The organism is Clavibacter michiganensis subsp. tessellarius, from assembly GCF_021922985.1.
Lineage (GTDB): Bacteria > Actinomycetota > Actinomycetes > Actinomycetales > Microbacteriaceae > Clavibacter > Clavibacter tessellarius.
Genome location: NZ_CP040788.1, coordinates 1280621 through 1300513 on the forward strand (window position 1 = coordinate 1280621; position 19893 = coordinate 1300513).

At 75.5% G+C, this 19893-nt stretch carries 21 protein-coding genes; 11 read left to right on the forward strand and 10 right to left on the reverse strand.

Annotated elements, in window-relative coordinates:
- Positions 1 to 67: 67 nt before the first annotated feature.
- Entirely contained in the window at positions 68 to 1174 is a 1107-nt protein-coding gene (locus tag FGG90_RS05825) for an XdhC family protein (protein ID WP_094129347.1), read from the reverse strand.
- A gap of 250 nt (positions 1175 to 1424) precedes the next feature.
- On the opposite strand from FGG90_RS05825, the gene FGG90_RS05830 reads away from it, so the two are divergent.
- The 4 genes from FGG90_RS05830 (at position 1425) to FGG90_RS05845 (ending at position 5039) form a co-directional block, all read left to right on the forward strand.
- Positions 1425 to 2066, forward strand: a complete 642-nt coding sequence (locus FGG90_RS05830; protein ID WP_094129344.1) for a hypothetical protein — start codon at positions 1425 to 1427, stop codon at positions 2064 to 2066.
- Positions 2067 to 2137: 71 nt separating this feature from the next.
- Entirely contained in the window at positions 2138 to 2737 is a 600-nt protein-coding gene (locus FGG90_RS05835) for a hypothetical protein (RefSeq protein ID WP_237583529.1), read from the forward strand.
- 13 nt (positions 2738 to 2750) lie between these two features.
- Complete coding sequence (locus FGG90_RS05840) at positions 2751 to 3383, forward strand: hypothetical protein (protein WP_237583530.1); 633 nt, start codon at positions 2751 to 2753, stop codon at positions 3381 to 3383.
- Positions 3384 to 3590: 207 nt separating this feature from the next.
- On the forward strand, positions 3591 to 5039 hold the full coding sequence (locus FGG90_RS05845; RefSeq protein ID WP_094129341.1) for an amidohydrolase family protein: 1449 nt from the start codon (positions 3591 to 3593) through the stop codon (positions 5037 to 5039).
- A 22-nt stretch (positions 5040 to 5061) separates the two neighbouring features.
- Here FGG90_RS05845 and FGG90_RS05850 read toward each other — a convergent pair whose 3' ends face one another.
- The 6 genes from FGG90_RS05850 to FGG90_RS05875 form a co-directional block, all read right to left on the reverse strand.
- Complete coding sequence (locus tag FGG90_RS05850) at positions 5062 to 5349, reverse strand: DNA-binding protein (RefSeq protein WP_133065158.1); 288 nt, start codon at positions 5347 to 5349, stop codon at positions 5062 to 5064.
- Between the two features lie 122 nt (positions 5350 to 5471).
- Positions 5472 to 6083: a nucleotidyltransferase family protein gene (locus FGG90_RS05855; RefSeq protein ID WP_094129335.1), complete on the reverse strand. Its 612-nt coding sequence runs from the start codon at positions 6081 to 6083 to the stop codon at positions 5472 to 5474.
- A gap of 97 nt (positions 6084 to 6180) precedes the next feature.
- Complete coding sequence (locus tag FGG90_RS05860; RefSeq protein WP_094129332.1) at positions 6181 to 6894, reverse strand: response regulator transcription factor; 714 nt, start codon at positions 6892 to 6894, stop codon at positions 6181 to 6183.
- A complete protein-coding gene (locus FGG90_RS05865) occupies positions 6891 to 8282 on the reverse strand; it encodes a sensor histidine kinase (protein ID WP_094129329.1) in 1392 nt (463 codons plus the stop codon). Before FGG90_RS05865 ends, FGG90_RS05860 begins: the two co-directional genes overlap by 4 nt.
- A gap of 80 nt (positions 8283 to 8362) precedes the next feature.
- Complete coding sequence (locus FGG90_RS05870) at positions 8363 to 9151, reverse strand: phosphatase PAP2 family protein (protein WP_094129326.1); 789 nt, start codon at positions 9149 to 9151, stop codon at positions 8363 to 8365.
- Positions 9148 to 9516, reverse strand: coding sequence for a hypothetical protein (locus FGG90_RS05875; protein WP_094129323.1), 369 nt, complete (start codon positions 9514 to 9516; stop codon positions 9148 to 9150). The genes FGG90_RS05870 and FGG90_RS05875 overlap by 4 nt, the downstream gene beginning before the upstream one ends.
- Positions 9517 to 9583: 67 nt before the next feature.
- Here FGG90_RS05875 and FGG90_RS05880 point away from each other — a divergent pair, with 67 nt between their 5' ends.
- Both FGG90_RS05880 and FGG90_RS05885 read left to right on the forward strand, forming a co-directional pair.
- Positions 9584 to 10240 (forward strand): nucleotidyltransferase family protein, encoded by a 657-nt coding sequence (locus FGG90_RS05880; RefSeq protein WP_094129320.1) that lies wholly within the window; start codon positions 9584 to 9586, stop codon positions 10238 to 10240.
- A 159-nt stretch (positions 10241 to 10399) separates the two neighbouring features.
- A complete protein-coding gene (locus tag FGG90_RS05885) occupies positions 10400 to 11677 on the forward strand; it encodes an LCP family protein (protein WP_094129317.1) in 1278 nt (425 codons plus the stop codon).
- Between the two features lie 22 nt (positions 11678 to 11699).
- On the opposite strand, the gene FGG90_RS05890 is transcribed toward FGG90_RS05885, so the two are convergent.
- Both FGG90_RS05890 and FGG90_RS05895 read right to left on the reverse strand, forming a co-directional pair.
- The gene (locus FGG90_RS05890; RefSeq protein ID WP_094129314.1) at positions 11700 to 12233 is read right to left on the reverse strand and encodes an iron-sulfur cluster assembly scaffold protein; all 534 of its coding nucleotides are present in this window, start codon (positions 12231 to 12233) and stop codon (positions 11700 to 11702) included.
- Positions 12230 to 14041, reverse strand: a complete 1812-nt coding sequence (locus FGG90_RS05895; RefSeq protein ID WP_094129311.1) for a gamma-glutamyltransferase family protein — start codon at positions 14039 to 14041, stop codon at positions 12230 to 12232. The genes FGG90_RS05890 and FGG90_RS05895 overlap by 4 nt, the downstream gene beginning before the upstream one ends.
- A gap of 105 nt (positions 14042 to 14146) precedes the next feature.
- Between FGG90_RS05895 and FGG90_RS05900 the strand changes: the two genes are divergently transcribed.
- From FGG90_RS05900 to FGG90_RS05920, 5 genes are all read left to right on the forward strand, one after another.
- Complete coding sequence (locus FGG90_RS05900) at positions 14147 to 15586, forward strand: MDR family MFS transporter (RefSeq protein WP_094129308.1); 1440 nt, start codon at positions 14147 to 14149, stop codon at positions 15584 to 15586.
- A gap of 105 nt (positions 15587 to 15691) precedes the next feature.
- Positions 15692 to 16720: an LLM class flavin-dependent oxidoreductase gene (locus FGG90_RS05905; protein ID WP_094129305.1), complete on the forward strand. Its 1029-nt coding sequence runs from the start codon at positions 15692 to 15694 to the stop codon at positions 16718 to 16720.
- A gap of 114 nt (positions 16721 to 16834) precedes the next feature.
- Positions 16835 to 17593 carry an SGNH/GDSL hydrolase family protein gene (locus FGG90_RS05910; RefSeq protein WP_237583531.1) on the forward strand — a complete coding sequence of 253 codons (759 nt, stop codon included), beginning with the start codon at positions 16835 to 16837 and terminating at the stop codon, positions 17591 to 17593.
- Positions 17593 to 18276, forward strand: coding sequence for an NAD(P)H-hydrate epimerase (locus FGG90_RS05915; protein WP_094129302.1), 684 nt, complete (start codon positions 17593 to 17595; stop codon positions 18274 to 18276). Before FGG90_RS05910 ends, FGG90_RS05915 begins: the two co-directional genes overlap by 1 nt.
- A gap of 158 nt (positions 18277 to 18434) precedes the next feature.
- Positions 18435 to 18722 (forward strand): hypothetical protein, encoded by a 288-nt coding sequence (locus FGG90_RS05920; RefSeq protein ID WP_094129298.1) that lies wholly within the window; start codon positions 18435 to 18437, stop codon positions 18720 to 18722.
- A gap of 105 nt (positions 18723 to 18827) precedes the next feature.
- On the opposite strand, the gene FGG90_RS05925 is transcribed toward FGG90_RS05920, so the two are convergent.
- Complete coding sequence (locus FGG90_RS05925; RefSeq protein WP_094129295.1) at positions 18828 to 19856, reverse strand: NADPH:quinone reductase; 1029 nt, start codon at positions 19854 to 19856, stop codon at positions 18828 to 18830.
- Between the last annotated feature and the right edge of the window lie 37 nt (positions 19857 to 19893).

The following is a 19893-nucleotide window of genomic DNA, read 5'->3' on the forward strand; positions in this document are numbered from 1 at the left end:
AGGCCGAGGCGGCGGGCGAGGCCGGGCTGGCCGGGCTGGCCGGGCTGCGCGGATCCGGCGGCGGTGGTCACGCGTCCTCCCGGTGGATCGGCCCGGTGGTCGTCGTCAGCGGCGCGCCTGCGGATCCGGCGCGCGCCGCGAGCACCTCCGCGAGGATCGAGACGGCCGTCTCCTCGGGCGTCGACGCGCCGATGTCGAGGCCGATGGGCGACCGCAGCCGCGCGAGCTCCTCCTCGCCCAGGCCCTCCGCCACGAGCAGGGCCCGGCGGCGCACGTCGGTGACGCGGGACCCCATCGCCCCCACGAACGCGACGGGCAGCCGGAGCGCGGCGACCAGCAGCGGCACGTCGAAGCGGTCGTCGTGGGTGAGCACGCAGATCACGGTGCGGGCGTCGACCGCGGTGCGCGCCAGGTACTCGTCCGGCCACTCGGCGACGACCTCGTGCGCCGACGGGAAGCGCGCGCGGGTCGCGAAGGCGGGGCGGGCGTCGCACACCGTGACGCGGTAGCCGAGGAGCGCGGCGGCGTCCGCGAGGGCGGCGGAGAAGTCGACGGCGCCGAACACGAGCATCCGGGGCGGCGGCGCGACGACGAGGTGCAGCACCCGCCGCGGCCCGTCGGCGCAGCCGACCTCGGTCGCGCCGGAGCGGCCGGCGGCCAGACGGGCGGCGAGGCCGGCGCGGATCCGCCGGGCGGGCTCGGCGCCGACGGCCGCGTCGACCGCGGGGTCGGCGGCACCCGTGATCCACGTGCCGGCGGCCGGTCCGTCGAGCACGAGGGCGAGCGACGCGGCGCGGCCGGCGCGCGCGTCCTCCAGGGCGGCGCGCGCCGCGGCCGGGACGGGCGACCGGGCGTCGCCCGCGGGGTCGAGCGCGACGACGACCACGCCGATCCGCCCGCCGCAGGTGAGGCCGACCTGGAACGCGTCGTCGTCGCTGACGCCGAAGGACGTGAGCCGCGGGACGCCGTCGGCGAGCACCTCCTGGGCCACCTCCACGACCGCGCCCTCGACGCAGCCGCCCGAGATGGATCCGATGACCCGGCCCGCGTCGTCGACCGCCATCGCGGTGCCGGCCGTGCGGGGCGCGCTGCCGAGCACGTCGGTGACGCACGCGACCGCGAGCCGGCGGCCGGCGGCGAGGGCGTCGAGCACCTCGGCGGCGATCTCGAGCACGGCACCTCCAGGGCGGGACGCGGGGCGGACGGGGCGGACGGAGGGCGGCGGCGGGAACGCGGGCAGGCGGGCAGGCGAAGCGGATGCGCGCCGCCGCGCCCAGCCTCCCACGCGCCGGGTCGGGATCCGCTCGCGCGGGATGGTACCGCCGCCGTCGACCCCCTCCGACCCCGTGGATAGGGTGGGAGCGGATGTCGGGGGGCTCCCTCGATGTCGTGCGCGCATCCGCCGCGCAGGACGAGGAGGACCCATGACCCCGACCGCTCCCGCGCCCGATCGTCCGCAGCCGCTGTTCCGGCGGGTCCGCCGTGCATGGGCCGACGCGCCCGCGGTCGTGCGCGTGCTGCTGGTCGCCGCCCTGGCCTTCGCGTGGTTCACGGTGCTGGACACCGGCCGGTCGGAGACGGGCCCGGGCAGCCTGCTGCTCCGCGCCGTCATCGCGCTCGCCGTCGGCGGCATCGCGGTGGGATCCCGGTGGATCAGCCGCCTCGACCGGCCCGGGGCGCCGCGCGAGGTCGAGGTGTCGGAGGCCGCGGAGGACGGCGAGCTCCCGCCCGGAGCGGATCACGTCGCGTGGATCGCCGCGCTCGAACGGCGCCGCCGCGAGATCCGCCAGGAGGCGTGGGCCGTGCCGATCGCGCTGGCGCTGATCGTCGCGATGGCGTTCCTCCCGCGCCCGGACCCCTTCCGCTCGTCCGACGGGGCGTTCCTCGTGCTCCTCGCCGTCTTCGTGACGTGGGGCATGTCGAACGTCGTGTCGCGCTTGCGCCGCCGCGACGGCGTCGACGCCCTGCTCATCCCGCTGCAGGAGCAGGCGAGCCGGGACGCCGCGCAGCGCGCCGACTGGGCGCCGCCCTCCCCCGACGATCGGATTCCCCCGGCTGCTGGATAATGTGCACCGCGTGCGACGACCGGCGCCCGACCGATCCGAGGAGCGACCATGACATCGACGACCCGCCGCACGTGGGCCACCCCGGCATGAAGGCCCTGTCCGACCGCTTCCAGCGCGCTCCGCTCGGGGTCGTCTTCCTCGTCCTCTCCGTCATCGCGATCGTGGTCCGGCTCGCGGTGGAGGCGGTGCTGCTCGACGACGGCCTCTCGGTCGGGCGCGCGATCGCGAGCGTCATCGGCTCTCTGGTCCTCAGCGGCGTGCTGACGCTCGTCGTCGCCCGCCAGCGCCGTCGCAGCGGCGGCGCCGACACCATGGCCGACGTCACCACCGCTGTGAAGGCCCGCCGCCTGCCGCTCGACGCCGACCCGGCCGTCTGGATCCCCGCCCTCGAGTGGCGGCGCCGCGTGCTGCGCCGTTCGCTGTGGCTCACGCCGGCGCTGGTCGCCGTGATCATCGCCATGGGCGTCGCGGCGCTGGTCCTCATCCCCGACTCGCCCGCGGGCGGGGTCGTCATCGTCGTCTTCCTCGCCCTCGGCGTCGTGAGCGCGATGCAGACGAGCCGCACGATCCCGCGCATCGACGACCTGCTGCGCCAGCTCCGTGAGCGCGACGGGGCGCGCGGGCCGGTCGCGCCCGCGGACGCCGCGCCGTCGCCCGCCACCGGCGCCTGATCCGCATCCGCCCGTGACCGGCACCGCCCCTCCGACGCACGGCCGCCTCCGTCGAGCCCGCCGCCGGCTCGCCGACGCTCCCGCCATCGTCCCGGCTATGGGCGTGGCCGCCGCCTTCGCCGCGATCACGGCCTACTCGCGGGTCGCGCTCGGTCACGAGGTGAGCGCCGAGCGGATCCTCGCGACGCTCACGATCGGCGCCGTCGTCGGCCTCGTCCTCACGGCCGTCCTCTCCCGACGGCGCCGCGGCGCCCCGTCCCGGATGCGCTGGATAGACGTCTCGGAGGCGATCGACGACGGGCGCCTGCCGGCCGACGCCGACGCCGACTCGTGGCGGTGGCTGCTCCTCCGACGGCGCGAGATGCACGACCAGCTCGGCGGACCGTGGGCGGTGCTCCTCGCCGCGGTCGCGCTCGTCGGGACGGTCGTCCTGGGCGCGCTCGGCGGGCCGCCGCTCGCGTGGACGCTGCCCGCGGTGGTCGCCGTCGCGGTCGCGGGCATGGCCGTCGTGCGTCGCCGCCGGGTCGAGCGGATCGACGAGCTCCTGCAGCCGCTGCTCGACGCGGAGACGCCGGAGGGCGCCGACGCGGACCCGGACGCGGGACCGGGCACGACACCGGCACCGATCCGCCGACCTCCGGCGTGACGACGCCGGAAGGGGTCACCGCTTCCTGAGCGCCGCCGACGCCCGCGGCGTGTCGGGGCGCGCTCCCCATCCGGAGGTCGACGATCGACCGGGCTCCTGATCCCGCCCGACGCGACGCCGTGCCACCCCGGGATCCGGCCCGTCGCGCGGGCCCCCGGGCTCCCGCCGTCCAGCACCGCCGCGCATCAGCCGAGCGAACGGATCCGCATGACCGACCACCGGACCACCAGCACCCCCGCGTCCTCCCCCTCCCGCCGCGCCGTCCACCGCGGCCACGTGCTCCACATCACGGGATCCCCGCTGGTGCAGGACGCCCGCCGCCACCTCGTGTCCGTGCCCGACGGCGCGCTCGCGGTCGACGACGCCGGCCGGATCGCCTGGGTCGGCCCGTTCCGCCAGCTCCCCGCGTCCTTCGCCGACGCCCCGGTGCACGGCGACGCCTCCGACTTCCTGCTCCCCGGCTTCGTCGACGCGCACGTGCACTTCCCGCAGACCTACACGACGAGCGCGCACGGCGGCGGCCAGCTCCTCGAGTGGCTCGACTCCTGCGTGTTCCCGTCCGAGGCGCGGCTCGAGGACGAGGGCTTCGCGCGGATGATCGCCCGGGACTTCACCCGGCGCCGGATCATGGCGGGCACGACGAGCGCGCTGGTGTTCGGATCCGCGTTCCCGCACGCCCAGGACGCCCTGTTCGAGGCCTCGCGGGACGCGGGTCTCCGACTCGTGAGCGGCCGCGGGATCCAGACGGTCGGCTCCGGCCCCGCCACCCCGCTGCTCACCTCGGAGGAGGACGCGATCGCGCTGTCCTGCGCCGAGATCGACCGCTGGCACGCCGTCGACACGGGCGACGCGACGACGGCCACGCTCCAGGTCGCGATCGTGCCGCGCTTCAGCCTGTCGGTCACGCCGACGACGCTCCGCGGCCTCGGCGAGCTGTACGACGTGGCGCGCGGCGAGGGCGTGCACTTCCACTCGCACCTCAACGAGAACGACCGGCCCGGCACGGGCGAGATCGCCGCCGTCCGCGAGGTCTTCGGCACCGACACCTACCTCGACACCTACGACGGCCGGTTCCTGCCCGGGTCGGAGCGCGGCGCATCCAGCCTCCTCGGCCGTCGCAGCGTCTTCGCCCACGCGGTGCACTGCCAGGACTCCGAGCTCGCGCGCCTCGCCGAGACGGGCAGCAGCATCGCGCACTGCCCGACGTCGCAGCAGTTCCTCGGCTCGGGCACCATGCCGTGGCGGCGCACGATCGCGTCGGGCGTGAACGTGGCGATCGGATCCGACGTCGGCGCCGGCGACGAGTGGCTCGTCTCGCGCGTGCTCAACGACGCGTTCAAGGTGCACCTGTCGGAGCCGGGCGACGCGGGCGTGGAGATCGACGCCGCCGAGCTCCTCTTCACCGGCACGCTCGCCGGCGCCCGCGCGCTCGACATGGAGGAGCGCTACGGCAACCTCGACGTGGGCAAGGACGCCGACTTCCTCCGCGTCACGCCGGACCTCTGGGAGCCGCTCGCGCGGACGCTCGAGCACGGCATCCGCGCGGACGACGACGCGCGCGCCACCGACCAGATCCTCTTCACGCTCCTGATGGGGCTGCGCGAGCCGGCCATCGCGGGCGTCTTCGTGCAGGGGCGGCGGGTGTCGGCGGGCTGACGGCGCTGACGGCGCGCGGGCGTCACCTCGTTCGGGCGAGCACGTCCTCCATGGCCTCCACGAGCCGCCCCGCCCAGACCAGCGATCGGGTGGCGACGTCCGCGCTGGTCAGCGCCGGGCTGTACTGGGCTGCCGTCTTGATCTCCAGGAGCCGCCGCAGCTCCTTCGCGTAGGCGGGCCCCTGCGGGGTCGCCGTGCGCAGGAGCTCGACGGCCTGCGCGTGGTCCTCGCCCGAGGATGCGACCCGGAGCACGCAGCCGCAGATCGCGTCGCTCGCCGCGATGCCCGCGAGCACGGCGTTGGACGCCATGACATCGGTCCAGTCCTCGTGCAGCGTCTGCGTCTCGCGAGCGACCTCGAGAAAGCGACGCGCGGACTCTGCCCGCGCCCGCGCGTCCGTGAGGGACATCGGGCGCGTGCGTCCCCGGGGCATCACGCCGCTCCGATCACGCGCGTGAGGTCCTCCCCGGAGAGCGTGCGGGACTCGCGCCGCCATGACTCGACGAGGGGGTCCTCGTCACGCGCCATGCGCCGCAGCTGCGCCCGCGACACCTCGACCACCTGCACGGCGTTGCCCGTGAGCTCCTCGACCGTCTCCGTCAGGTCGTCGCGCAGCCGCTCGATCTCATCGGCCTGCATGTCGTCCCCGGCGACCAGCACCAGGTCGATGTCGCTGTCGGGACCGGAGTCCCCGCGCGCGACCGATCCGAACAGGGCCACGGTGCCCCGCGAGCCGGTGCGCTCGTGCACCATCTCCGCGATCACCTGCTCGACGCGCGCGGGGGACGCGAGGATCCGTTCGATCGGGTCCCAGAGGACGTGCTGGCGGTTCAGCGAGAAGAGCGTCGCGTGCGCGTGCTCGTCCCCGTGCACCAGACCGACGGTCCTCCACCGGGCGAGCGCGCGCCGGGTCGACGACTGGTTCTGGCCCGACAGCCGGGCGACCTCCCGACCGGACACCGCACGACCCTGGGATGCGAGCACGCGGAGCACCGCCGCGTCCGGCTCCCCGAACACGTCCGCTCCGACGTCGCTGATCCGCATGCACCTCTCCCGTCCCGCTGCGAGGCCGCAGCATCATGACGCTATTGTGCATCACATGAGTCATGAATGACTCGCGCTCTCCCCGGACTCGAGCGCGTCAGGACCGCAGCAGTCCGTTCTCGTACGCGTGCACGACGATCTGCGCGCGGCTGCGGAGGTCGAGCTTCGCCAGGATGCTGCTGATGTGCGTCTTCACGGTCGTCTCGCTGACGAAGGCGGCGGCCGCGATCTCGCTGTTGCGGAGGCCCTTGGCTGCCAGGAGGAACACCTCCCGCTCGCGCGGCGACAGCGCGGCGAGGGCGCGCTCGGGCTGCATCGCGGTGGATGCCCGGGCGTGCTCGGCGACGAGGTCGGTGAGCGGCATCGGGGCGGCGTCCCCCACGTGCACGGCGCGGATGGTCTCGAGCAGCGTCTCGGGCGTCGCGTCCTTGGTGATGAAGGCGCTGGCCCCGTGCTTCATCGATTGGAAGAGCGCCTCCTGCTGCTGGAACGTGGTGAGGATCACGACGCGAGGCCGCGAGCCGGGCTCCCCCTCGACCGCCTCCGGGTCGTCGCGCGTGATCCGGTGGGTCGCCTCGATCCCGCTCATCACGGGCATGCGGATGTCCATGAGCACGATGTCGGGCCGCGTCGACGTGACGAGGTCCACGGCCTGCCGCCCGTCGGTCGCGGAGCCGACGAGCTCGAGGTCGGGCTGCGACTCGATGAGCATGCGGATCCCGTAGATGAAGAGGCGCTGGTCGTCGACGACCACGACGCGGATCCGGCGGCTCGCGAGGGCGGGCGCGACGGCTTCGGCGTCGGCGCTCATGCCGCCGCCTCCGCCCGGTCGTCCTGCCCGTCGTCGCCGCGAGGATCGTCGGAGGGCGCACCGTCCGCGGGCGCGGCCGCTGGACGCCGCCCGTCCGCTGGGTGCTCGCCGTAGGTCGGCACGAAGGCCGTGACGAGGTGGCCGTCCGTCGCATCGCCCTCCTCCGGATCCGTGGGCTCGGCCCTCAGCCAGCCGCCCGCGAGCCGCGCCCGCTCCTGCATGCTGCCGACGCCGAAGCCGCCGCGCGGCCGGGCCGGCGGGAGCGTCGAGGCCGGCTCCGGCGCGGGCTCGGATCCGCGGCTCCGCACCGTGAGGGCGAGGCCCGGCCCCTCCCACACGAACGAGACGTCCACGGTGGCGGTCCCGCGCGTGTGCTTGAGGGCGTTCGTGAGGCTCTCCTGCACGATCCGGTAGACGCTGAGCTGCTGCGACGGCGTGAGCCCACCGGGCCGGCCGGTGGTGCGCAGGTCGACGCGCATCCCGGTGGCGGCCATGCCGCGGATCAGCGCGGGCAGGTCGGCGAGGTTCGGCTGCGGCCGGTGCGCGTCGTCGGTGAGCTCCTCGATGAGGCCGCGCAGGTCGAGCAGCGCGGACCGGGCCGTCCCGGCGATCTCGCGCAGCGCTTCCTCCGTCGTCTCCGGCCGGGTCTCCCGGAGGAACCGCGACCCGTCGGCGACGGCGACCACCACGGCGAGCGAGTGCGCCAGCACGTCGTGCACCTCCTGGGCGATACCGCTGCGCTCCTGCGCGATCCGCAGCTCGACGCCGGCGACCTCGAGGTCGGCCTCGGCGACCTCGAGCCGCTGCCGCACCTGTACGCCCCGGGTGCCGACCTGCAGGGCGATGCCCAGGCCGAGCGCCGCGAGGTAGACGGATGCCGTGACGCCCGAGAGGATCAGCGCCCACTGGAGTGAGACGCTGCCGCGGTCGATCGAGGTCTCCCCGTACCCGGTCCAGGAGGGCCAGCGGCCGCCGGACGTGATGGCGAACCCCACCAGGGCCGCCTGCAGGATCCCGACGCCCGCCGCGGCGAACCGGACGGGAGCACGGGCCGTCAGCCCCACGACGAACGCCACGATGGCCGCCGCGCCCGCGATGGGCCACGTCGTCGACTCGAGCGGCGCGACGAGGCGCTGGAGCGGCGAGAGCCCCGCCGACCCGACCATCTGCAGGAACGGGACCACGACGACGATGCCGAGAGCCCACTGCGGCGCGACCCGGGCGATCGCGATGGCCAGCGAGTACAGGCCGAGCATCACGTAGAAGCCGAGGTCCTGGAGGTTCGGGTGGCGGCCGACCTCCCCGATCATCCAGAGAACGAGGAAGACGGACCCCGCGACGGGCTCCAGCAGCGGCCGGAGCGGGGAGAGGACTCGGGAGGTCGGCATGCCCTCACGCTAGGGGCGCGCCCGCCCCGGATCCGAGCCGCCGCGGCCATCGTCATCCGAAGGGACGAGACGGCACCCGCTCACGCGCGGCCGGCGTCCCGCTCCCGCGCCTCCCCCATGCGCAGCCGCACGCGATGCGCCACCACGACCAGGGCGAGCCACGCCAGCGCGAGCAGCCAGCCGGCGATCACGTCGGTGAGCCAGTGGTGGCCGAGGTAGACGCGGCTGAGGCTGACCGACGCGGCGAACGCGATCGCGACGACGTACGTGAGCACGCGCGTCGCCCGCCGCACCTGCCGGAGCACGAGGAGGTACGCGACGATCCCGGCCACGACGCTCGCGTTGAGGGTGTGGCCCGACGGGAACGACGGCGACGTCTCGTAGGGCGGCACGGCGTCGGCGCGCGGCGGGCGGTCGCGGCCGACGAGCTCCTTGCCGACCTCGGTCATGGCGAGGGATCCGACGCCCGCGGTGAGCCCGAGCACGACGGGCACCCACTGGCGTCGGCGGATCGCGAGGACCACGATCACCGCGACGCCCACGATCGGCACGGCGTACACGCCCGCGGCCTCCGTGAAGACGGTGACGGCCGTGTCGAGCCACGGCGAGCGGACGTCCCTGGCGAGGTGCAGCACGGGCTCGTCGAGGAGGGCGACGCTGTCGTCGTCGATCACGGCGACGTAGAGGCCGGCGAACAGGCTCGCGGCGGCAGTGATCACGAGGAGGCCGAGGACCAGGAACGCGGCGAAGGCGCCGGTCGGGCCGACGCGGGTCGCGACGCCCGTGGCCGCGCGGCGGATCCGACCGGGCGGGCGGGTGCGCGCACGACGCGCGGGGAGGCGGTCGCCGGCGGGGGCGGGGCGGCTCACCCGTGGACGAGCGCGGAGGACGGCACGCGGTCGCGCTGGCGGACGGCGGCGGCGATGAGCCCCACCACGCCCGCGATGAGGCCGACGACGAAGGTCGCGACGCCGCCGAGGACGCCCATCACGACGATCCCGAAGGTGCTGACGCCCTCGTCGAGGTAGTCGACGCGCGTCTGCGCGGCCCAGGTGGCGAGGATCGCGAGGCCGAGCGCGAGCACGAGCGCCACGACCGTGCAGCCGACGACGTACCAACCCCAGGTCGCCCCGCGGGCCTTCGCGACGGCGAGGACCACGGCGACGAGGATCGCGAGCACGGGCACGCCGAGCGACAGGGTGAGGGCGAGCGCGGACGTTGTGTCGGGATCCATGCGTCGAGCGTAGGCCGCTCGTACGGCCGGGGCGAGGGCACGGCGGGTGCGCTCCTAGCATGGGCGGATGGTGGAGTCGGGATCGGCGGGGACGGCGGCGGATGCGCCGGCGGCCGCGGGGGCCGCTCGGGCCGGGGGCGTGGCGGGCGTCGCGGGCGTCGTGCTCGCCGCCGGCGCCGGCTCCCGCTTCGGCAGACCGAAGGCGCTCGCCGCGCACCCCGACGGGACGCCGTGGCTGGCGACCGCGATCCGGGCCCTCGCCGACGCCGGATGCTCCCCCGTCCTGGTCGTGCTCGGCGCACGCGTCGCCGAGGCGGAGGCGCTGCTCGCCGCGCTGCCCGAGGCCGCCGACGCGCGCGTCGTGCGCGCCGACGACTGGGCCGACGGCATGTCCGCCTCCCTGCGCGCGGCGCTCCGGGCGGCCGCGGCATCGGATCCGCCGCCCGTCGCCCTCGCGGTCGTGCCGGTCGACGTGCCGGACCTCGACGCGGCCACGGTGCGCCGCGTGCTCGACGCGGGGCCCGTGGATCCGTCGTCGCTCCGCCAGGCCGTCTTCCACGGCCGTCCCGGGCACCCCGCCCTGATCGGCCGCGCCCACTGGGGAGCGCTCGCCGCCGAGGTGCGCGGCGACGCGGGCGCCCGCGCCTACCTCTCCGCGCACGACGCGCGGCTCGTCGAGGCGGCGGACCTCAGCACGGGGGCGGACGTCGACCGGCGGGCCTGATCGTCGTCCGGCCGACGGGACGATCCGCCCGCCCCGCGGCCGGCCCGCAGTACGGTGACCCCGCGCGTCGGGCGCCCCGCGCGTCCGGTGCCCCGCGCGGATCGCGCAACCCGCGCCGCCCGCCGTCCACCGCGACGCCGATCCCGCACAGGAGCGACCATGCCCTTCGACGACGCCCCCTCGGCCGGCGACGACCCCTTCACCGGCGACGACCCGCTGTCCGGAGCGACGCGGTCCCCGGGCTCGGGGATCGCGCGGCACGGGCGCCTGCGCCGGCCGAGCGCCGCGCGGCACGTCGCCGTCGTCCTCACCGCGACCGCGGCCGTGGTGGCCATCAGCGTCACGTCGATCGCGGCCATCGCCGCCTGGGACCTGAGCCGCACCGTCTCCGCGAACTCCGTCGACATCTCGGACGGCGCCGCCCTGCCGCCGACGCTCGGCGGGCTGGACGGCGGCGTCGACATCCTCCTCGTCGGCAGCGACAGCCGCGAGGGCCAGGGCGACGAGTACGGCGACCCGAAGGTCGTGGGCACGGGCCGCTTGAACGACGCGAACGTGCTGGTGCACGTCAGCGCCGACCACACGCGGGCGACCGCCATCTCGTTCCCGCGCGACATGCTCGTCGACATCCCGTCGTGCAAGGGCGAGGACGGCAAGGCGGACGTCCCAGGAGCGACCCACGTGATGCTGAACACGGCGCTCAGCCGCGGCGGGCTGGGCTGCGTCGTCCGCACGATCAAGGCCATCACCGGGATGGAGATCCCCTACGCGGGCGTCGTGCAGTTCACGGGGGTCGCCGCGGTGTCCGACGCGGTCGGCGGGGTGCCCGTCTGCCTGGCGAAGCCCATCAAGGACAGGTACACCGACCTCGACCTCCCGGCCGGCCTCGACGTCATCCAGGGGAAGCAGGCCGCCGAGTTCCTGCGCACGCGCCACGGCGTGGGCGACGCGAGCGACATCGACCGCATCAGCAACCAGCAGGTGTTCCTCGGGGCCCTCGTCCGCACGGTCACGAGCAGCGGGACCCTGACGAACCCGGCGAAGGTCTACGGCATCGCCCGCGCGGTCGTGGAGAACATGAGCCTCTCGACGTCGATGGACAGCCCGGCCGCGATCGCCTCCATCGCCCTCACCGTGAAGGACATCCCCGCCGACCGCTTCACGTTCGTGCAGTACCCGAGCGTGCGACGCGCCGACGGCCGGGTCGACCCGGACACGCACGCCGGCAAGGACCTCATCGGCGTCGTGTCCTCCGACTCCGACTTCCGCCTCGCACCCGGCTCCGTCGGAGGTGGGGTGCAGGCCCCGACGCCCGCCCCCTCGGCATCCACGGATCCGGCCTCCGGCACGACGGGCACGACCCCCGACCCCGGCACCGTGCTGCCGAAGGACGTGACGGGCCAGACCGCCGCCGAGGAGACGTGCGCGCACGGCTGACCGGCGCGCGTCGGGACGCGCCTCAGCGCCCCAGCGCCTCCTCCAGCGCGTGCCAGGCGAGCAGCGCGCAGGTGCCGCGGAGCGGGTAGCGGCCGGAGTCCGCGAGGGCGAAGGCGTCGCCGAGGCGGTCCTCGGCGCCGGGCCGGAGCTCGTGGGACCGGATCAGGGCGCGCAGCTCGACGACGAGCGCGGCGGCCTCCGCGGCCGTCCGCCCCTCGACGAGCTCGGCGAGCATCGACGCGGACGCCTGCGACACCGTGCAGCCGCGGCCGTGCCAGCGGACGGCGATGCGCTCGGCGGGATCCACCGACGCGCCCGCGGAGGCGGCGGGGTGCGCCGGATCCGCCGCGAGCACCCGCAGGTCCACCACGTCGCCGCACGTCGCGTTCCGCTGCTCGGACGCGCCGAGCACGACGCCGACCGCGGGCGTGGCGGCGTCCGGCTCGGCGACGAACCGTCCGGGTGCCGAGGCCGCCCGCAGCTCCGCGGCGCTGCCGACGCGGCGGCGGGCGTGGTCGGCGATGAGGGCCGACGCGATCTGCCGGTCGAGCGTCATCGTCCGACCGCGTACCCCTGGGCCCCGCGCGGGTTGGCCGCGGCACCGAGCAGCCCGGTGGCGGGATCCCGCGTCACGGCCGAGAGGCGCCCGAGCGTCCAGTCCCCCGCCACCTCCACGACGTGCCCGCGCGCCCGGAGATCCGCGATGACGTCCTCGCCCACGCGCCCCTCGACCACGAGGCCGCCGGGCGTCCAGGTGCGCGGCCAGAAGGAGCCGGGGACGCTCGTCGTGTGGAACGTCGGCGCGTCCACGGCCTGCTGGGGGCTGAAGCCGCCGACGATCGTGCGCAGCAGGTACGGCAGCTGCCACTGGTCCTGCTGGTCGCCGCCGGGCGAGCCGAGCGCCTCCACGGGCTCGCCGTCGCGCGTGATCAGCGTGGGCGTCAGCGTCGTGCGCGGACGGCGGCCGGGGACGAGCGACGACGGGCCGCCGGGCTCGAGCCAGGTCATCTGCAGGCGCGTGCCGAGGCAGAAGCCGAGCGACGGGATGAACGGCGACGACTGGAGCCAGCCGCCGGAGGGCGTGGCCGAGATCATGTTGCCGAAGCGGTCGACGATGTCGAGGTGGCAGGTGTCGCCGCGGGTCTCGCCCGTGCGGGAGACCGTGGGCTCGCCCGTGCCGCCGGCGGACGCGGGCGCGTCGCCCTCGACCACGAGCGGCGGCCGGAACGGCTCCACGCCGTCGACGTGCCCGGGACGCAGCTCGTGCGACGCCTCGTCGGCGATGAGCGCGCGCCGCTCCGCCGCGTACTCCGCGCTGAGCAGCACGTCGAGGGGCGCCCCGCCCGGCACGGCGTCGCCGTAGTACGACTCGCGGTCGGCGAGCGCGAGCTTCTGCGCCTCGATGATGCGGTGGATCCCCGCGGCCGTCGCCGGGTCGATCTCCTCGTCCGTGAAGCCGTCGAGGATCATCAGCGCCTGCAGCAGCGCCGGCCCCTGGCCCCAGGCGCCCGTCTTCCAGATCCGGAGCCCGCGGAACTCGATGGACACCGCGTCCTCCCACGTCGCGCGCGAGCCGGCGAGGTCCTCGGCCGTGAGGAGGCCCGCGTGGTCGGCGCCCGTGGAGTGCCGGTGCGGATCCTGCACGCTCGCGACCATCTCCTCCGCGACGAAGCCCTCGGCCCAGACGGTGCGGGCGGCCTCGACGCGCTCCTCGCGCGTCGCGCCCGGGCCCGCGGCGGCCGACGACTCCGACAGGATCCGCTCCATGGCCGCCGCCCACGCGGGGTTCCGCACGAGGGAGCCGGCCGCGGGCGCCGCGCCGTCGGGCATCCAGAACCCGGCGGAGGCGGACCAGTGCTCGCGGAACAGGTCGGCGACGCCCGCGATGGTGCGGCGCACGCTCTCCAGCACCGGATGCCCGTCCCGCGCGTACCCGATGGCGAACGCCCAGGCGTCGGCGAGCTCCCACGTGCCGTGGTCGCGGAGCAGCAGCAGCCACGCGTCGACCGCCGCGGGCACGGCCGCGGCGAGCGCGCCGGCGCCGGGCACGCGGTCGAGGCCCTCCTCCCGGAAGCGCTCAGGGCTCGCGGCGGCGGGCGCGGATCCCTGCCCCATGAGGAGCTTCGGCCCGGCCTCCCCCGCGACCTGCACGACGGCGGTCATGTCGCCGCCGGGGCCGTTGAGGTGCGGCTCGACGACGTGCAGCACGAAGGCCGCGGCGACCGCGGCGTCGAACGCGTTGCCGCCGCGCTCGAGCACGGCCTGGCCGGTGCCGGAGGCGAGCCAGTGCGTGGAGGCGCTCATGCCGAACGTGCCGCGGAGCGTGGGGCGGGTGGTGAATGCGTCGGGGGCGCGGAACGTCACTCGGGGTCCTTCCGGTGGGGGTGGACCCAGTCGACCACATGGGATCCTCCCCGTGCGGGAATGCGGCCGGCCCCGCGCCCGTTCACCGTTCGACCCGGGAGGCTCATGACTGACACCAGCGGCGTCGGATTCCGATCCGAGCGCGGCCCGATCCTCATCGCCCTGATGATGACGACGGGCCTCGTGGCCATCGACTCGACCATCCTCGCCACCGCGGTGCCGTCCATCGTGGACGACCTCGGCGGCTTCGCCTCGTTCCCGTGGCTCTTCTCCATCTACCTGCTCGCGCAGGCGGTGTCGGTGCCGCTCTACGCGAAGCTCAGCGACACCGTGGGGCGGAAGCCGATCATCCTCGTCGGCATCGGCCTGTTCCTCGTGGGCTCCGTGCTGTGCGGATTCGCGTGGAGCATGCCCGCGCTCATCGCGGCCCGGGCGATCCAGGGCCTCGGCGCCGGCGCGGTGGCGCCCATGGCGATCACGATCGCGGGCGACATCTACACGGTGGCCGAGCGCGCCAAGACGCAGGGCTACCTCGCGAGCGTCTGGGCCGTCTCGAGCGTCGTCGGCCCCACCCTCGGCGGCGTGTTCTCCGAGTTCACGACCTGGCGCTGGATCTTCTTCGTCAACGTGCCGCTGTGCCTCGTCGCCGGCTGGATGATCGTCCGCCGCTTCCACGAGTCCATCGAGCGCACCCGGCACCGCGTCGACTACGCGGGCGCCGCGCTCCTCACCGTGGGCCTCAGCCTCCTGATCCTCGCGGTGCTCGAGGGCGGCCAGGCGTGGGCGTGGGACTCCGTGCCGAGCATCGGGTCGTTCGCGGTCGGCGGCGTGCTGATCGTCGCGTTCCTCCTCGTGGAACGACGCGCGGCCGAGCCCGTGCTGCCGCTCTGGGTGTTCTCCCGGCGGCTGCTGCTCACGACCACCCTGGTGTCGCTCGGCGTCGGCGCGATCCTCATCGGCCTCACCTCCTACGTGCCCACCTACCTCGAGGGCTCCATCGGCGTCACGCCGCTCGTCTCGGGCCTCGCGCTCGCGGCGCTCACGATCGGCTGGCCGATCTCGGCGTCGCTGTCGGGCCGTCTGTACCTCCGCATCGGCTTCCGCCGCACGGTGCTCATCGGCATGGCGCTCACCATCGTGGGCACCGGATCCATCGCGCTGCTCGCGGCGACGCCCACGCTCGTCGGCATCGCGGCCGGCTGCTTCGTGGTGGGCCTGGGCCTCGGCCTCGTCGCGACGCCCAGCCTCATCGGCGCGCAGTCGAGCGTCGGCTGGGGCGAGCGCGGCGTCGTGACGGGCGCGAACCTCTTCGCCCGGTCGATCGGCAGCGCGGTCGGCGTCGCCGTCTTCGGCGCGATCGCCAACGCGATCTTCCAGGCGTCGGACGGCGGCCAGCGGGATCCGGACGCCGTGATCGCCGCCTCGGGCGCCGTGTTCCTCGCGGTCGGCGTGTGCGCGCTCGCGACCGTGGTCGCGGGCCTGCTGATGCCGGAGTCGCGCGTCGAGGACACCGAGCTCGCGCGCGCGGAGCCCGTCGTCGACTGACCCGCCCGACGCCCGCCCGCGCCGCCCCGATTCGCGGGAATGCGATCCCCGCACCTAGGGTTGACCCAGATGCATACGTTCGCATGGATAGGGAAGCAGGGCAGCATGGCGCAGGAGATCGAGCTCGGACTGGACACGTTCGGGGACGTCACGGTCGGACCGGACGGCCGCGAGCTGCCCTACGCCGAGGTCATCCGCAACGTGGTCGCCGAGGGCGTCCTCGCCGACCAGGTCGGCATCGACTTCATCGGCCTCGGCGAGCACCACCGCGACGACTACGCGATCTCCTCCCCGGAGGTCGCGCTCGCCGCCATCGCGGCGAAGACCTCCCGCATCCGCCTGGGATCCGCCGTCACGGTCCTCAGCTCCGACGACCCGGTGCGCGTCTTCCAGCGCTTCGCGACGCTCGACGCCGTCTCGAACGGGCGCGCGGAGGTCATCCTCGGCCGCGGCTCCTTCACCGAGTCGTTCCCGCTGTTCGGCTACGAGCTGAGCGACTACGAGCGCCTCTTCGAGGAGAAGCTGGGCCTGTTCGCCGAGCTCGTCAAGGAGACGCCCGTCACCTGGAGCGGCTCGACGCGCGCCGGCCTCACCGAGCACGACGTGTTCCCGAAGACGGCCAACGGCATCAAGACCTGGGTCGGCGTCGGCGGCAGCCCCGAGTCGGTCGTGCGCGCCGCGCGCCACGGCTTCCCGCTCATGCTCGCGATCATCGGCGGCGAGCCGCACCGCTTCGCCCCCTACGCCGACCTGTTCGCGCGCGCCCTCGACCAGCTCGAGCAGCCGCGCCTGCCCGTCGGGATCCACTCGCCCGGCTACGTCGGCGAGACCGACGCCGACGCCCGCGAGGCGTTCTTCCCCGACTACCAGGTGATGCACGCCCGCATCGGCAAGGACCGCGGCTGGCCGCCGCTCGCCCGCGCGTCCTACGAGCAGGAGATCGAGCACGGGTCGCTGTACGTGGGATCGGCCGAGACGGTCGCCCGCAAGATCGCCGCGACGCTGAAGGCCGTCGGCGCCACGCGCTTCGACCTCAAGTACAGCGCCGGGCCCTTCTCGCACGAGCGGATGATGGGCGGCATCGAGCGCTACGGCACCGTCGTCGCGCCCATGGTCCGCGACCTCCTGGCCTGATCCGCCGGCCCCGCGCGGGCGGCCGATCCGCGTCGCCGCCGAACGGGGGCCCGAGCGCGGGATATCCTGCGTCTCGGGCCCGGCACGGGCGGGCATGAGGGAGGACGGGCGGCGATGACCAGCGCACCGCAGCCGCCCCCGCATCGGGGGCCCCGCGCCCTGGCCTCCGGCATGCTCGCCACGCTCCGCTCCGCCACCCTCGGCCGCGTCCAGTACCGCCTGCTCTACCGCGAGATGCGCCGCGCCACCTTCCCGCGCGACTCCCCCACGGGCTCGCAGCCGGGCCCGGATCCGTACGGCCTCGCCGTCGTGGGCGAGGGCACCGCGGTCGGCTACCAGACCGTCTCGCACGACCTCGGCATCGCCGGGCAGGTCGCCCACAAGCTGTCGATGCGCACGGGCCGCGGCGTCTTCTGGTCCGCGCAGCCGTTCCCCGACTTCACCGTGCGCTCCTGGCGCCCGGGGCTCGACGCGTTCCCCGCCTGGGCGAGCACCGACGTCGCGGTCATCGTGCTGGGCATCGGCGACGCGATCCGCTTCACGCCGACGCCGCTCTGGGAGTCGCTGCTCGGCGCGTGCATCGTGGGCGCGCACGAGCGGATGCCCGCCGACGCGCTGGTGCTGATCGCCGAGGTCCCGCCCCTCCAGGACTCGCCCGCCACGCCGCCGCTCATCGCGGGCGCGATCGGCCGCCACGCCGAGGCCCTCAACCTCGCCACCCGCCGCGTCGTCGCCCGGCACGCGCGCACCGCGAGCGTCCCGTTCCCCACGTGGCGCATCCCCGAGTTCACGGCGCCCAACCCCCAGGACACCCTCTACGGGCGCGTGTACCGGGCGTGGGCGGACCTGATCGTCGACGAGATCGCGCCGTAGTGGGGCGGATCGAGGACGGGTACGCGGCCGCGGACATCCGCGCCGCCGAGGCGCCCCTGCTGGCCGCGGGCGCGCAGCTGATGCGCGTGGCGGCCGCGGGGCTCGCCCGGGCCTGCCGGGAGGTCGCGCCCACCGGAACCCTGCTCGTGCTGGTCGGCGCCGGGAACAACGGCGGCGACGCGCTCCTCGCGGCGGCCGAGCTCGCGCGGGAGGGGCGCGAGGTGCGCGTGATCCGCACGGCCTCCCGCATCCACGATGCCGGCGCCGCGCAGGCGGCCGCGGCGGGCATCCGGATCTACCGCGCGGAGGATCTGGACGATGCCGCGGTGGCGGCGCTCGGCGCGGCCTCGGCGCTGGTGGTCGACGGGATCCTCGGCATCGGCACGACCGCCGACCCCGCCCTCCGCGGCCCGGCGCGTCGCGTGGTCGCCGCGCTGCTGCCCGTGGTCGCCCGGCCCGACGGCCCGCGCGTCGTCGCGTGCGACCTCCCGAGCGGCGTGGGCTGCGACGACGGCGCCGTGCCGGATCCGACGGTGCTGCCCGCCGACCTCACCGTCACGTTCGGCGCGGGGAAGGCCGGGTTGCTGCGGGACCCGGCGCGCGCGCTCGCGGGCCGCGTCGTGGTGGTCGACGTGGGGCTCGACCTGGCGGACGTCCCGCCGCTCGCCGTCGCCCGGCCCTGACGACGCGCCCGGGCCGTCGTGTGTCCCCCCTTCCGACGACTTCACCCGACGCTCCCGTCACGTCAGAGTGGGACCAGGCCGACCGGCCCGTCGAAGGGGGACGACACCATGCACGAGCACGCCAGGACATCCATCGCACCACCCGGGAGCGCGGTCTCGTGAGCGCCGCGCTCGTCATCGCCGTCGTGAACGCCGGGATCATGGCGCTCGTCGCCCTGGCCGCGCCGCGCCTGCCGCAGTGGACCCGCGGATCCTCGTGGCTGCTGCTCGTGCTCGCGCTCGTCGTGCTCGGGCTGCACCTCGTGGGCGACGCGTGGGGAATCCCCGCGACGCTCCTCGCGATCGCGTTCCTCGTCTCCACGTGCCTCAACGCGAGCGCGCTGGCGCCGCTGATCATGCAGGGCCTGATCGCCCGCGCGCCGGGTTCGCGCCGCGCGGTCGAGTAGACCGAGCCCGGCGCCCCGGCGCCCCGGCGCCCGGGCGACCGGCGCCCGACAGGCCGATGGCCGCACCGCCCGAGGCGGTGCGGCCATCGCCGTCGTGGGGTCGGATCAGGCGGGCGTCACGTCGATGAGCACCTTGCCGGTCACGCCGTCCTCGACCGCCTGGTGCGCGGCGGCCGCGTCCTCGAGCGCGAAGCGCGTGATCGGCAGGCCCGCCTCCTCGCCGACGGGCAGCGCGCCGTCGATCAGGGCGAGGTGGATGTCCGCGCGGGCGGTGTCGAGCGCCTCCCGGCCCACCGTGTACAGCAGCAGGAACTGGTAGCGGAGGTTCTTCACGAAGCTGTCGACCACGGGGAGCGTCACGGTGTCGCCGCCGTTGTTCGCGTACACGGCGACCGACGCGCGGTTCTTCGCGACCGCCTGGTTGAGCTCGGCGTTCTGCGCCGGGGCGACCTCGACGATCAGGTCGACGCCGTCGGGCGCGATCGACTGGATCTCCGCCACCGCGTCGCCGTGCTTGTAGTCCACGACGTGCTGCGCGCCGGCGGCCGTCGCGAGGGCGGCCTTCTCGGGCGAGCTGACCGTGGTGATCACGGTGGCGCCGGCCCAGCGCGCGAGCTGGATGGCCGCGTGGCCGACCGCTCCCGCGCCGCCGGCGACGAGCACGTGCTTCCCGGCGAGGGCGCCGGGCGCGAGCCGCGACGGGCCGTCCTCGGAGACGGTGAGCGCGCGGTGCGCCGTGACGGCGGGCACGCCGAGGCTCGCGCCGAGGTCGAAGGAGAGGCCGTCGGGCAGCGGCGCGACGCGGTCGACGGGGAGGACCGTCGTCTCCTGCGCGGTGCCGGTGGGGCGGCCGTGGGCGGCCAGCATGATCCAGACGCGGTCGCCGACGGCGAGGTCCGTGACGTCCGGGCCGACGGCGTCGACGACGCCCGCGCCGTCCTGGTTCGGGACGACCTCGGGGAAGGGCAGCTCCTGGCCGGGCGATCCGCCGTCGCGGGACTTCCAGTCGGTGGGGTTCACGCCCGAGACGACGATGCGGACGCGCACCTCGCCGGGGCCGGGCGCGGCCTCGTCGCGGTCGACCAGCTGCAGGACGTCGGGGGCACCGGTGCGGGTGTAGGCGATTGCTCTCATGCCCTGCCCAACGCCCGGCGCCCGCGCGGTGTTCCTG